This window comes from Leptolyngbya sp. AN10 (genome assembly GCF_050565645.1).
Taxonomy (GTDB): Bacteria; Cyanobacteriota; Cyanobacteriia; order Leptolyngbyales; family Leptolyngbyaceae; genus Leptolyngbya.
In genome coordinates, this window is sequence record NZ_JBNXVP010000085.1 from 1 (window position 1) to 10,894 (window position 10,894).

Annotated in this window: 17 protein-coding genes; 4 read left to right on the top strand and 13 right to left on the bottom strand. The window is 47.3% G+C overall.

The features are described 5' to 3' along the window. Window positions 1–104 precede the first annotated feature (104 nt). The 5 genes from ACQ4M5_RS41270 to ACQ4M5_RS41290 all read right to left on the bottom strand — a co-directional run bounded on the left by ACQ4M5_RS41270 (window position 105) and on the right by ACQ4M5_RS41290 (window position 4,022). Window positions 105–254 (bottom strand): hypothetical protein, encoded by a 150-nt coding sequence (locus ACQ4M5_RS41270; RefSeq protein WP_430681610.1) that lies wholly within the window; start codon window positions 252–254, stop codon window positions 105–107. 757 nt (window positions 255–1,011) lie between these two features. Next, window positions 1,012–2,169, bottom strand: coding sequence for a transposase (locus ACQ4M5_RS41275; protein ID WP_430681611.1), 1,158 nt, complete (start codon window positions 2,167–2,169; stop codon window positions 1,012–1,014). A 276-nt stretch (window positions 2,170–2,445) separates the two neighbouring features. Next, the gene (locus ACQ4M5_RS41280) at window positions 2,446–3,132 is read right to left on the bottom strand and encodes a hypothetical protein (RefSeq protein ID WP_430681612.1); all 687 of its coding nucleotides are present in this window, start codon (window positions 3,130–3,132) and stop codon (window positions 2,446–2,448) included. Beyond that, the gene (locus ACQ4M5_RS41285; RefSeq protein ID WP_430681613.1) at window positions 3,122–3,580 is read right to left on the bottom strand and encodes a hypothetical protein; all 459 of its coding nucleotides are present in this window, start codon (window positions 3,578–3,580) and stop codon (window positions 3,122–3,124) included. Before ACQ4M5_RS41285 ends, ACQ4M5_RS41280 begins: the two co-directional genes overlap by 11 nt. Before the next feature lie 160 nt (window positions 3,581–3,740). After that, window positions 3,741–4,022 (bottom strand): hypothetical protein, encoded by a 282-nt coding sequence (locus tag ACQ4M5_RS41290; RefSeq protein WP_430681614.1) that lies wholly within the window; start codon window positions 4,020–4,022, stop codon window positions 3,741–3,743. A gap of 91 nt (window positions 4,023–4,113) precedes the next feature. Here ACQ4M5_RS41290 and ACQ4M5_RS41295 point away from each other — a divergent pair, with 91 nt between their 5' ends. Continuing rightward, window positions 4,114–4,419 (top strand): hypothetical protein, encoded by a 306-nt coding sequence (locus ACQ4M5_RS41295; RefSeq protein ID WP_430681615.1) that lies wholly within the window; start codon window positions 4,114–4,116, stop codon window positions 4,417–4,419. After that, a complete protein-coding gene (locus ACQ4M5_RS41300) occupies window positions 4,406–4,675 on the top strand; it encodes a hypothetical protein (protein ID WP_430681616.1) in 270 nt (89 codons plus the stop codon). The genes ACQ4M5_RS41295 and ACQ4M5_RS41300 overlap by 14 nt, the downstream gene beginning before the upstream one ends. Before the next feature lie 289 nt (window positions 4,676–4,964). On the opposite strand, the gene ACQ4M5_RS41305 is transcribed toward ACQ4M5_RS41300, so the two are convergent. From ACQ4M5_RS41305 to ACQ4M5_RS41335, 7 genes are all read right to left on the bottom strand, one after another. Beyond that, the gene (locus ACQ4M5_RS41305; protein ID WP_430681617.1) at window positions 4,965–5,576 is read right to left on the bottom strand and encodes a hypothetical protein; all 612 of its coding nucleotides are present in this window, start codon (window positions 5,574–5,576) and stop codon (window positions 4,965–4,967) included. A 65-nt stretch (window positions 5,577–5,641) separates the two neighbouring features. Next, entirely contained in the window at window positions 5,642–6,103 is a 462-nt protein-coding gene (locus ACQ4M5_RS41310) for a hypothetical protein (RefSeq protein ID WP_430681618.1), read from the bottom strand. Beyond that, entirely contained in the window at window positions 6,100–6,975 is an 876-nt protein-coding gene (locus ACQ4M5_RS41315; protein ID WP_430681619.1) for a sugar phosphate isomerase/epimerase family protein, read from the bottom strand. The genes ACQ4M5_RS41310 and ACQ4M5_RS41315 overlap by 4 nt, the downstream gene beginning before the upstream one ends. Next, on the bottom strand, window positions 6,972–7,127 hold the full coding sequence (locus tag ACQ4M5_RS41320) for a hypothetical protein (RefSeq protein ID WP_430681620.1): 156 nt from the start codon (window positions 7,125–7,127) through the stop codon (window positions 6,972–6,974). Before ACQ4M5_RS41320 ends, ACQ4M5_RS41315 begins: the two co-directional genes overlap by 4 nt. A gap of 99 nt (window positions 7,128–7,226) precedes the next feature. After that, complete coding sequence (locus tag ACQ4M5_RS41325; protein ID WP_430681621.1) at window positions 7,227–7,628, bottom strand: hypothetical protein; 402 nt, start codon at window positions 7,626–7,628, stop codon at window positions 7,227–7,229. Window positions 7,629–7,742: 114 nt separating this feature from the next. Next, window positions 7,743–7,874: a hypothetical protein gene (locus ACQ4M5_RS41330; RefSeq protein WP_430681622.1), complete on the bottom strand. Its 132-nt coding sequence runs from the start codon at window positions 7,872–7,874 to the stop codon at window positions 7,743–7,745. Window positions 7,875–7,913: 39 nt separating this feature from the next. Then, the gene (locus ACQ4M5_RS41335) at window positions 7,914–8,453 is read right to left on the bottom strand and encodes a hypothetical protein (RefSeq protein WP_430681623.1); all 540 of its coding nucleotides are present in this window, start codon (window positions 8,451–8,453) and stop codon (window positions 7,914–7,916) included. A gap of 403 nt (window positions 8,454–8,856) precedes the next feature. On the opposite strand from ACQ4M5_RS41335, the gene ACQ4M5_RS41340 reads away from it, so the two are divergent. Beyond that, window positions 8,857–9,195, top strand: a complete 339-nt coding sequence (locus tag ACQ4M5_RS41340; RefSeq protein WP_430681624.1) for a hypothetical protein — start codon at window positions 8,857–8,859, stop codon at window positions 9,193–9,195. Between the two features lie 74 nt (window positions 9,196–9,269). Next, a complete protein-coding gene (locus ACQ4M5_RS41345) occupies window positions 9,270–10,103 on the top strand; it encodes a hypothetical protein (protein WP_430681625.1) in 834 nt (277 codons plus the stop codon). A 382-nt stretch (window positions 10,104–10,485) separates the two neighbouring features. Here the strand turns inward: ACQ4M5_RS41345 and ACQ4M5_RS41350 are convergent, their stop codons facing one another. Then, window positions 10,486–10,620 (bottom strand): hypothetical protein, encoded by a 135-nt coding sequence (locus ACQ4M5_RS41350; protein WP_430681626.1) that lies wholly within the window; start codon window positions 10,618–10,620, stop codon window positions 10,486–10,488. Window positions 10,621–10,894 lie beyond the last annotated feature (274 nt).

Here is a 10,894-nt window from a genome sequence, read left to right on the forward strand (position 1 = left end):
TAGAGTTTCTCAATATTCATTTTAGTCTCAAATCAATCTCATTCTTGATCCCGATCTTGGTCTAAAACTTGATCTCGATGCTGGACTACGTAATCGTCATTTGGTCAATATGATTGTCGCCCAACACCCTGCCAATTGCCGTGCTGCGGCAAGTGTTCATCCAGTAAAGCTTGAACGCCCATGCGCTCTAGTTGGGCGAGCAGCAAGGGAATGTCGTCTACTCGTTCAGTTGTAATGCTCACAGGTTGGTTCATTGCCCAACTTTAGCCCAATCTTACGACCTCGCTCAAAAATGGGCGAACCGGGAGTTAGAAGAATCTGAAAGCTTTGATCGCTGAACATGGACAAGTGCCCAGAGACACAGAAGAGACAGAAAATTTGTATGAAAAAATAGAGGAACCACTGTTAGTACTCCTTTTGCATAGTTATTGGCGAATGAACGTGATCGCGCTTATCCAAAGATTTCACCGCAACACGTTCGTGCTGCGGACATAAATTGAGACCGCAAGAAGTTGACTTCGCTACTTAGGGCAACGAAAGGCTCAATAATTAACCGAAATCTTACTCCTCGCGGCTCAAGTGCCTCTTGGATAGATCCGAGTTTAGGGCGGCGAACAGAGTGTTCGGTGCCGTGAGCTGTTAATTCAGGACTACCAAGCCAAACGCTTGGGTGTCAATCTTTTGTAACAAAACTTAGTAAAAAACCTAGATTTCCTACCTCGCAGCAAAGTTTAGGCAGAATAAGTCATTGCTTGAAACGCCTGATTTATCTAAGTTTGAGCGTTTTATCTAAATGTTGAAGGTGGAAGGGTAGAGATGCTAGCTCAGGGCTGAGGGATAGCCCTAGATGTCTTATGCTCTCACAGAGCCTAAATCATTACCTTCACGTGTCGCTGTACGATTCTGCTACTATGGCTAGAGAAAAATCTGCTTTGGCTCAAGTTTTTACTGAGAAAGATCAACCTTGTTTCAGCAAGGCGGTTCCTTGCCAACAAATTTTTGACTGATGCGCTAGTTTTTAATCTCCACCTGCCCACGCAGACGAGGGTGAAATGGAAAATCATTCATTGATTTTTGAAGATTATTGGCAGGAGTCATCGATTGCGCTTTGTCGCGATGTGCCCAAAGCGTTGCTACAAGGTAAGCGCCAAAAACAATCTCCCACCAGCGCTCAATCCGAAAATAGTTGTCGAACTGAAAATCCTCCCAGCCCAGAGTCCAGTTCGGAAGTTCATAGTAGTCACGCATCCATGCCCACCAACAATACTTTTTAGCTACTTTGAGCAGGCGAGTCATGCTTAAGTCAGAATAAATTAAGTCAGAATAAATGAAATCAAACTCTGATTGGTCACCTTCTTTAAACGTACTTCCTGGAACTTCGTAGCAATGGTGTTTGAAGTGCTTGATCTTAACCTCACGGATACGTCCTTGTAATTGAGACTTCAATAGAGACTCCAGTAGATTGTAGGTTCGCCAATCTCCGATGTGAGTCAACTGCTCTGAAGCAAATAAGGCATCTTTTCGTCTATGAACCGCAATAATATAAGGTAAGTTTAGCTGCTCAATCACGCTAATAAAGTCTGTTTCTTCGTCATGTAGGCTGTCTGTCAAAATTAATTCAACTCGGAAGCCTGCCTTGCTAATTTCGCGAATTAGCTCTAGGGCAATTTCAGATTTAGTTTTGTACTGGTCGTTTGGTTCAAGTCGAGATCGAGGCTTAAAGACTTGAAATGCCAGCGGGTAGACTGCACGATCAGCGATTCCATAAGCATTGATCGAGATCATACCCCTTCTAGCTTTGCCCAAACGTTTGTTTTCTTGCAAGCAAACGTAGTCTGTCTTTTCTCTGCGCCTACCACAGAATCTCTCGCTAATGCACAGTACCATCGCTTGTTCACCAATATGCTGCTGGATAAAGTTCAAGCGAGTTGAGCGAATTCGCGCAACCTGCCAACCTTGACTCAGTAGAGCTTGATGCAGTTTCCCCTCTTTAAGCTCAAGTGTTTGGGCAATCTTGGAGAGCTTTTTGGGTCGAACGCTTAAAAGCATCCCGATGATCAAGAATTTAAAGGCTTCAAAGCTCCTAATGTCGTTAAAAAGCTGCCGATACATCTGACAATGCTCATCAATAAAGTCATAAGTCCAGGTTGGTTGTCGTGATTCACCCATAATTCAAAGCTGAAAAAGCAACGTTCGCTTAACACTCTAGCGCTTCTTCACATTGATGTTACCGTTTATCATCAACCTTGTTCTCCAGCATCAATTGCCAAGTGAATATCTAAATCTAAAGATACACTCTGCAACATTTCAGCTCGTGCATTTGCCACTATTTAATGATCGATCAATAGCACAAATCAAAGGACTGAAAGCACTGACAGTTGAGAACTTGCAAAGAGTTTCAGAGTATACGATCGCGAATCTTTACCACTGCTTTCAAGAAGTCCTTTAATGCTTTGCGTTGAAATTCTTGAATACGTTTTGCAGCGAGTACATCAAGCGATTGACGTTGTTGAGTTCGCCAGGCTTAACATTGTGATGCCACTGTTTGCGATCGTTTGCCAACATCTTTGCGACTCCATCTGACGCACTGCTGGAAACAAAGAACCATTCTTCTTTCACACGCAAATCGGAAGCTAATCCCAAAAACTCACTCCCGACATCTAAATCCAGTGCTTCAACGTGTTTGCACTCAATTGCCAGCACAATCTCTGAAGCTTTTGGAATTCGCTTTTGAGTTCGACAAGCGATCGCTTTATCTCGATACAGAACCGCAATGTCGCATTCTCTTGCAACCTTTAATCGCCCGATCGCTTTAATTCCCACATGAACTTCGAGTTGTGGCTTGCCTGCAAATTCAATCACTGCATGGGTATACGCCTGTGTTTTTGCATAAATCTGCCCTGGACTTTTGCGGAACAGCAGATCTGGCGTAATGTTATCTTGCGGATCTCGGAAACTGATTGCACCCCCTTCGGCAGGTACTGCTCCTTCGTTGAGTGCAGCTTTGATCACGAGACTGAAAATGTAAGCTTCGTAAAGATCACCACCTTGAACCGTGGTTCCGAAACTGGGAGTCACTTGCTGCCCTAATCGCTGCCGCAGACTTTTGAGCAATGATGGATTAATGGACACCAGCGAGTGCCTCTTGGCGTAATTCCTGCAACAGTTGTCTGAGTTCTGCAATCGCAGGACGACGTTCTTCCAACCCTTGATCCGTTGATGCAAGGAGTGCCAACGGATCTGATTCAAACTCGATCGACACGGGTGCGTGTAAGCGATGTGTTTCCTCAGCGAGGAAATCAACTAAGGCTCCTTCAATCTCGATCGAATCCACAATCATCCGTTCAACAGCATCCACGAGTAACAGCAATCGTTCCTGAACTCCACCAGTGATCGGCTTTACTAGCACTGCTTGAGGAGTATTGCTCTCAACTTGGGCGGGTTGCTCCCATGTCTCCATTTCTACCAATGTTGTTGCCTGAAGTTGAGCTTCGACTTGCTCAACCACCCATCCAAACTGGAGATCTTGAAGTAAGGTGACGAGTTCTTGATAAACTTGCTGGCATTCTGACCCTGTCATGGCATTTCGCTCCTCGATCACCAAGATGTTCTAATTCTATCGTGGAGTCCTTAACATCGCTAACTCTGAACCCGATCAAGTTGCTGACGCTCTAGGTTTTAGAGACTTCAAGAGAAACTTGAATCATCGGAGGGCGATCGCACAATCACAAGCGGAGACATTAACGACGGGACTGTTCGATCCACCGCTTGACTGCCTGCTGCATGGCGGTTTCAGGCGTAATCCCTACAAACTCACTTTGTTCAACAAAAACTTCAATCTGATCTTGAATGGCTAACCACAGATTGATGGCTTCCTCGATTCCCTGCTGCTGGCTCATTTCTCGCTTCGCACAAGCAACATCCAATTCAATTTTCTTAGAGCGAGGTAATTTACCGCGAATATCTCTTCGTTCTTCGCCATCCATACTGATCCAGGGTTTTGTGCAGACTGATTGTCGCATGACCTCTTTACAGTTTTGGTATTTACGGCATTTGTACAAATGCCATAAAATGGCGTTCGTACTATAATAGCGGTGGTCTTTGGTGCAGGCGATGCAAGATCAGTCAATTCCCCTCGCTCTCGACTCAACAACAGGAGAGCATCCCAATCTCCCACATTCTCCTAAATTCGATTTCGGCGATCGCGTCATGTGGTTTCGCGTTCCGACGCAGGATTTTGGTATTGTAGTGGACCGCAGTTACGGCACCGAGGGCAGTGTTCAAGCCCTCGGTTGGCACTACACCATTCAGCTTGATCCCCACAGTCCTTCTTTCGCTGACTGTAAATCGGATATTGGATTTGAGGACGACTTGGCGCTTCTAGAATCAATTTGTGAGAACACAGATGCGATTGAATGAAACTCAGGTACAACTGTTAGAGCAGTTTTTAGCGCTCCCCCTGCTGACTCCAGAAAACTTCGCTGCCCGGTGGTCATTGAGCTACCGTGAAATGAGTCGAATCTGTTGCTGTTCAAGGTCTACTGTCGAGCATTGGTTCAGTACAGGATCTGGACAACGACCCGCTGCGGAATGCTATCAAAGACTGCTTGCAATCGCAGACTTTCTACTAACCAACGGCGATTCGATTCACGCTTGGCAGCAGATTTGGCGGTAAGTCGGGTCAATCTTAAAGAAGTACAATCTCATCTATCCCTTCCTTAGTTTAACTGTGTTGAATTTTACACAGGTTTACCTCGATATCCTTGATGAGACTTGAAAATCTTGCACTTACATCGGTCATCCGAGATGCCCCACCGGAAGTTTAGAAGTACTGGGTAAAAGTTGATCGAGCACGGCAACCAGATCATGATTCACCTTGAGGTGTAGTTCGTGCCGTGCGACTTGTTTTCGCGATCAACTCGTGTGTACTAAGCAAATGAGCGGGTAAATGACCAAGTCACCACTCAATCCTCTGCTCCTGCTTCATTCGGAGTATCGTCGCTGCTCAGCTCCACGCGCTTGTGGTGCAAATACTGTTTAAGGGTCGAAGTTGCGGACTGGATTAAAATCCGCCAATCCTCCTCGGTCAGCGTTTGCACCATAATCCGACACACCTCGCGATTGGCTGCTCTCGCTGCTGCGACCGTTGCTTGGGACTTATCGGTGCGACCAGCTTTCATTTGCTCGAACAACTGCCACAATCGGTCTTGCATTGAGATTGACAGTTGCCGAAAGCGCTGAATGATCAGTTTGCGAGCATTTGGATAGATCGCATCGATCGCAACACCGAGATCCCATTCGATCAGCATCAGGCGGAATTCCTTCAGCATCCAATCGCGCAACTGTGCGAGTGACTCCATTCCTTCTGGATCTTGAAAGAACGCCACCAGCTCAGTGCCCCAATCGCGCCCTACGCCGACTTCGCCATCAGAGGCTTCCTCAGCGCGAATCATCTCAAGGAACTGAGCGTGATCTCGAACCGGATCAAGTGAATCACTCATCGGGGGTGTCTTCTCATTCGTATTTGGTGGAACGACGGACGGGTCTTGGGGGTCTTGGGGTGAATTGCTAATCATACAAGGCTCCAATCAATGACAACAAAGTTAAGGACAACGAGCAAAAACAGAAATCTCACTTCGATTCAGCCTGGTGGGCGCGGTGGCAGTTGTGGGTGGAGTCGAGTGGTCGGAGCAGGTACAAAGCCCAACTCCTTGGCTTTTGTAGGTGACAACGTTTGGTAGCAACAAAACCCAACCTCGGACGGTAAGTAACACAATGTTCCGGGTTCTCCAGTCCATTCGCAGGTTTGCAGCGATCTGATTCTTGTCGCTTCAATTAAATATTCCACACCCCAAATCTTCGGCTTCGTGTAGAAGCGCAGTTCGCCAAATTTCTGTTTTACCTGTGCCACTATCAGATCACTCGCTTCAGGATTCGTCTGGCAATACGCTTCGATCTGCTCGGACAGTTGCCAAATTAGGTCGAACCAGCCATCGCCGCACGAGAAGCCATAGCACATCAAGTTTTGAGTCTGGGGCAAGTGCCGACCGCGATACAAGCGATCGAAGCGCTCGAACAATCGCTGCGTGTTGGCTTCATTCATTGCTCGTTCCCCAATTCAAGAACACTGGGACGCGATGCCTTTAGCACACGTGAAGCGTGCTCAACGTGCTGCCGAACTTGTTCAGGCGTGTAATGATTCATCCGACTTTCTAGCACGATCGGAACTTCCCTGGGAAAGCGACCCACATACGGCACCCACCAAGTGGTGTCGCTAATCTGCGTATGATTATCGCGAATGCCATCATTGTCGGAAATGTGCAGTTCAAGCAGTCGATCTCCTGCCCGATGTAAGACCTGTAGCTTTTCTGAGTTCGAGCAATTGCGCCAGAGATTGAGATGAGCAAGGTCGATGACCAAATCAACGTTGGGTAGAATTGCAAGGAATTGCTCGATTTCTGCCCCATTTTGCATTAAGTGGCGATCGATGCAATCGAGCAGGGATGGATACATCGTTTCGACTCCCAATCGAATGGCACGATCGCGACACAACTGAGCTAACTGTGCGAGATTTTCCAGAAAGTGATCGGTGCTCATTTCTGGAACAGCGGTATCGATCCGCCCTGCATGAACTGAATACGCGGTGATTTGCATTACTGCTAACCAATCGCTCAATCGCTCAAAATAGTCCCCATCGAACTGGTTAGCTAAATTAAACGACCCTTGCGGTATCTGCGTAGCAGCGCGATGTTCTTGCCAGACGATCGCATGATGCGTGCGATACTGCACTCCCAGTTGCCGATAGTGTTGCAGCACGGCAGTCGTATCCACACTGGGTTTGACTCCGAACTCGCTTCGCGAGAGCCAAGGCACCGCTAACTCTACCTGCCGAATCCCTGCTGCCCACAACACGCCGAGCGCAGTGCGCGTCGTCACTCCTCCATAGGTCGATAAACTGATCCACAAATCATTCATACCCTTGCCTCCATCAGGGACTTCAACTGCACTTGTCGGGCGTAAGCATGAGCAAGCGAACGGCGCAGCCCAAGGAATAACAATCTGTCAATTTGGGCTTGATGGGATTGGCGCAAGGCTTGGTAGCCCTCAAGGTCAAGAGAAAGTGTCATAACTGTAGAAGGATAAAGTGAGTATCGTACATTTGTATTGCTTTTCCGAGTTCAGATCAACGTTCAGATCAACCGTTACGGGGCAAGGATCTGAGTGACTTAATCCCACCACGCCCAGATGATCGGAGCGGGGAGACCTGTCCCCAACAATCGTTCGGCTTGCTCCAGCGAGTATTGCCCCACTTCGCACCCCCAAGCATCCGCCATCTGAAGCAGTAGGGCAACACTTGCTTCGGATTGTGCCAGGATGTACAGCGTGTCTAGGTTCCAGTGTTGTTCTAAGTCCCGTAGCGGCAGTAAGCCGCAGGATGGCAGTCCTTCTCTGTCACACCGCAGAAACGGTCGTCCCATCAGGAACGATCGCCATAAGGAGCGATGGGCTTCGAGGTCGCGCAACACTTGAGCCGCATCAAAGCGTCCGGAGCTAGCGTTGATCAACTGTGCGATCGCGATTTCTTGTGCTGTACAGTCTCCAATCGGTTTAGTGGAGTTCCATAGCATTAGCAGTGTTCTTCTCCAATAGGTTCTAGCAGTAACGATCAAACAATCGATCACTTTCCAGAGCGATCAGTTCTGGGCAAGAAAGTGTAGAGCCTAACCCTGCCCAAGGTCAGCTCAGGTATACATCACGATTGGGGACGCATCAGCAAGATTGAGCAGCCGACTGCTTTCGGCAACCGTCAACACAGATACGTCATCGCAGCACCATCGATGATGGAGGCTTTGTAACAACATAGCTTCCACCATGTCTCTTACCCATAGGTACAAGCAATTACCGCACCAGTCCTATGGCAAGTAGCTCAGCGACTCTAAACAGAATTCGAGATCCACATTGGCTTCCGGGAGTGGTGGACCGAAAATAAAACTGCGCCAGCGCGATCGATGTTTCTCCAAATCACTCAACACCAATTGCGGATCAAACTTGCCAAATTTTCCGCGACGAACTAAGGCAGTGACCAGGCTTTGAGCAGAGGCTTGTTGAAGCGATCGGGTGCTATCAAATCGAGCATCAAGATTATCAAGGTAGAGTTGATCGTAGTTAGGGTCTTGCCTTGAATCAGGAGGCACTTGCCACCGCATGGATAGTAAGATCCCTGAACCGAAGGTGAGATAGTGGGTGCGCTCAGGCGAATAGACAGTAACTTCGCTACAGTTCCAGGTAGTGCAGAGCGATCTCACAGCTTCAGCAGATGTGGAGTTTGGAGTCAGAATATAAAGCATGTCAGCCGTCCATCCAAATGCCAAATCTCGCAAACAAGCGAGGATTCCAGAATATACCGCTTCTTCGGTCGGTGGGATGCAGGAGCTAACACGAATGATAGCCAAAGCTCCTGATAGTCCGTCAAATCAGCTAAGACACGCTCCATAATGCTGCGCTGAGGATGAAGCAGCATGAATGCAGCCATCAGCGATTGCGCCGAAGCATTATGGATAGAATCGTCAAGGTCAAACTTCTTAAGATTAGATGTTATGTCATGGGTCATGCTAGGTCTCAAAATGCACGAATCAGTCGCTGAAATAAGCATTGCATCTCTGCACGATGATCGCAATTAATCGCTGTCGTGACGACAGTATTTTGTGAAATAGAGAGAATCTCTGCTTTTGAGCAAAGCGGTATGTGATCTCGAATGATAGGATTAGGCGAATGAATTGGAACTGTTCTAATCTAGTCTTTTCTAAGTAACGATGCAGTGCGAATCCAGTCTAATTTTTTATAGGTGTAAACCGAATGATGAATGAGACAAAACTATGTCAGCGCCTGATTGCGCTGATTACTCAAAGACTAACCGAGATTGCAGATCGAGCGCATCGGCAACGTGCGATCGCGGCATTTGATTCTGGTGACGCTCGTACAGTTAAGTTGCTAGCACTCACAGAGCCACACGATCGATTTCTCGACTCGCTGTCTTTTCTATGCGGGGCAAGAAAGCTTGCTTCGAGCAATCCCGTCACTGCGCTGACAACGATACAGGGGAGTATCAAAGCCTTAGTCGATGTTTCTGATCATCCTGAAATGCTGTGGAATGAAGCGCAATCTTGCGTCAGGTTATGTTTCGATTCTAGGTAAAGCCGTCTTGCTACTTTGCCGAGTGCTGAAGCATCGCTCAAACATAAAAAGCTTATTGCTCAGTAGATGAAATTATGTCACTTTCACCCTTTTCTCTTTTTAGTCAACAGTACTTTGCTGCCTTGCTTAGTCGTTTTGGTACCGTCCAAATGGACGAGCCAGTGCCGCGTAATCCGAAGCTTAGAATCTACAGGCATCCTTCTCGATCAGATTTTGGTAGTGCGGTTCTGGGTGCGCTAACTGAGGGCAACCCTCAAGTTCAGATTAATCCTGAAATGATTGCTGAAGCAGGATTGGTAGATGTTCTGTTCGAGCCAGATCCGACAATATCAAAAGCTGTGCTGGGCATTTTGGGAAACTTGCTGATTCAACCCTGCATTATCGAGTCGCTGCGATCGATGCCAACCACTGAAGAGTTCAGGAACTGCTTGGGGCACTGGCTCAGATGGCGAGTCGAATCGGACGGCAGCATTATTCCGGTCGATGAAGAAGCGGAACTCTACAGCGAAAATGAGTGCGAAGAGAACGACGAGGATGAATCGTGGGAGCGAGATCGACGGTTGCTGGTGATCGTCCCGCAGATGACTGCTACACAACTTGAAGGATGGGGAGCAACATTGTCTCGTCGCCCTGTTGCAGGTCTTTACGAGCTATCCCCGGCTTACTGTACAACAATCGTTTGCACTCGCGAACTGCCAGAAACGACAGAGACGCTATGGTTGAGGTTGCTAAGTCGTGGCTCGACCCAGCGAAAAGCGATCGCAGACTTGACCAAATTAGAGAGCAGTCATCCGCTTCGATCTGTCGCGTTACAACAGTTACAATTTTGGTATCAGCGACTGTGTGAAGACACTCTGAACCGAGAAAGTAAGCTGCTGCTGCAAGGGTTGAGTCAGATCAAACTTTGATTCAGGATATGTTCAGTCGGACGGCATCAACCAGATAACACTCTGGCTCACGAGGAACGAACCAAAAGTAATCCCTGGCTCAGGGGTTCTAAATCTTGTCGAGTGGTGCGTAGCAAATTGGGTTACCTTACTTTAGCAAGATACACATCAGCATCCATTGGTGCAACTCAAGGGAGTGATCAACAAGAATCAAGCCTGCCATCATACTATCTGGAATCCACAAAAACCTACGCAAGTAAAGTAGAATCTCAGCAGATTCTACTTTAGAAGCTATCAAAGCGCAGAGCAATTTGAACTCAAACTGTTGCGCGTGGCAGAATTTAACGTACAATAGATCTCCTGCACGAATCCTGAGCACAGATTTGAACTCCTGAAAAGAGGACTAGATGCCACTCAGGAGACTGGTCAAATGTACGATCGCATTCAACACCTGCCACCAAAATCGTTCCACCTCTAAATAATCTGTTGATTCAGACGAGGGCAGATTGAGCACTCCAAAACTGCTGCCACTTGCCATTGAGTTCAAGCACCTTGAGCAATCCGAGTGCGCGACTACTGAAATGAACCCTCAAAACTAGACCAGGTACTCCGAATTTTTAGCAGCATTTACTTGTTCATCAGTATACTACTTCCTTCATTTGTTTTCAGGTTTGTCTTACTGTTCCTCTTCCTGCTCACGCTTGAACTCAATGAGCGTTCTTAGCAGTACTTGCCTTTCTATTAGTATACTGCTTGTTCTTGTTCAATTCTACATTTATTTTACTGTTTCTTCCTCCATTCATCTTCAAACT

Bases quoted from the DNA above. Each gene is read 5' to 3' on its own strand.
- ACQ4M5_RS41305 (WP_430681617.1), bottom strand. From the start codon at position 5,576: ATGATTAGCAATTCACCCCAAGACCCCCAAGACCCGTCCGTCGTTCCA.
- ACQ4M5_RS41350 (WP_430681626.1), bottom strand. From the start codon at position 10,620: ATGGCAAGTGGCAGCAGTTTTGGAGTGCTCAATCTGCCCTCGTCTGAA.
- ACQ4M5_RS41325 (WP_430681621.1), bottom strand. From the start codon at position 7,628: ATGCTATGGAACTCCACTAAACCGATTGGAGACTGTACAGCACAAGAA.
- ACQ4M5_RS41310 (WP_430681618.1), bottom strand. From the start codon at position 6,103: ATGAATGAAGCCAACACGCAGCGATTGTTCGAGCGCTTCGATCGCTTG.
- ACQ4M5_RS41345 (WP_430681625.1), top strand. From the start codon at position 9,270: ATGTCACTTTCACCCTTTTCTCTTTTTAGTCAACAGTACTTTGCTGCC.
- ACQ4M5_RS41285 (WP_430681613.1), bottom strand. From the start codon at position 3,580: ATGACAGGGTCAGAATGCCAGCAAGTTTATCAAGAACTCGTCACCTTA.
- ACQ4M5_RS41330 (WP_430681622.1), bottom strand. From the start codon at position 7,874: ATGGTGGAAGCTATGTTGTTACAAAGCCTCCATCATCGATGGTGCTGC.
- ACQ4M5_RS41300 (WP_430681616.1), top strand. From the start codon at position 4,406: ATGCGATTGAATGAAACTCAGGTACAACTGTTAGAGCAGTTTTTAGCG.
- ACQ4M5_RS41270 (WP_430681610.1), bottom strand. From the start codon at position 254: ATGAACCAACCTGTGAGCATTACAACTGAACGAGTAGACGACATTCCC.
- ACQ4M5_RS41340 (WP_430681624.1), top strand. From the start codon at position 8,857: ATGATGAATGAGACAAAACTATGTCAGCGCCTGATTGCGCTGATTACT.
- ACQ4M5_RS41315 (WP_430681619.1), bottom strand. From the start codon at position 6,975: ATGAATGATTTGTGGATCAGTTTATCGACCTATGGAGGAGTGACGACG.
- ACQ4M5_RS41275 (WP_430681611.1), bottom strand. From the start codon at position 2,169: ATGGGTGAATCACGACAACCAACCTGGACTTATGACTTTATTGATGAG.
- ACQ4M5_RS41295 (WP_430681615.1), top strand. From the start codon at position 4,114: ATGCAAGATCAGTCAATTCCCCTCGCTCTCGACTCAACAACAGGAGAG.
- ACQ4M5_RS41290 (WP_430681614.1), bottom strand. From the start codon at position 4,022: ATGCGACAATCAGTCTGCACAAAACCCTGGATCAGTATGGATGGCGAA.
- ACQ4M5_RS41320 (WP_430681620.1), bottom strand. From the start codon at position 7,127: ATGACACTTTCTCTTGACCTTGAGGGCTACCAAGCCTTGCGCCAATCC.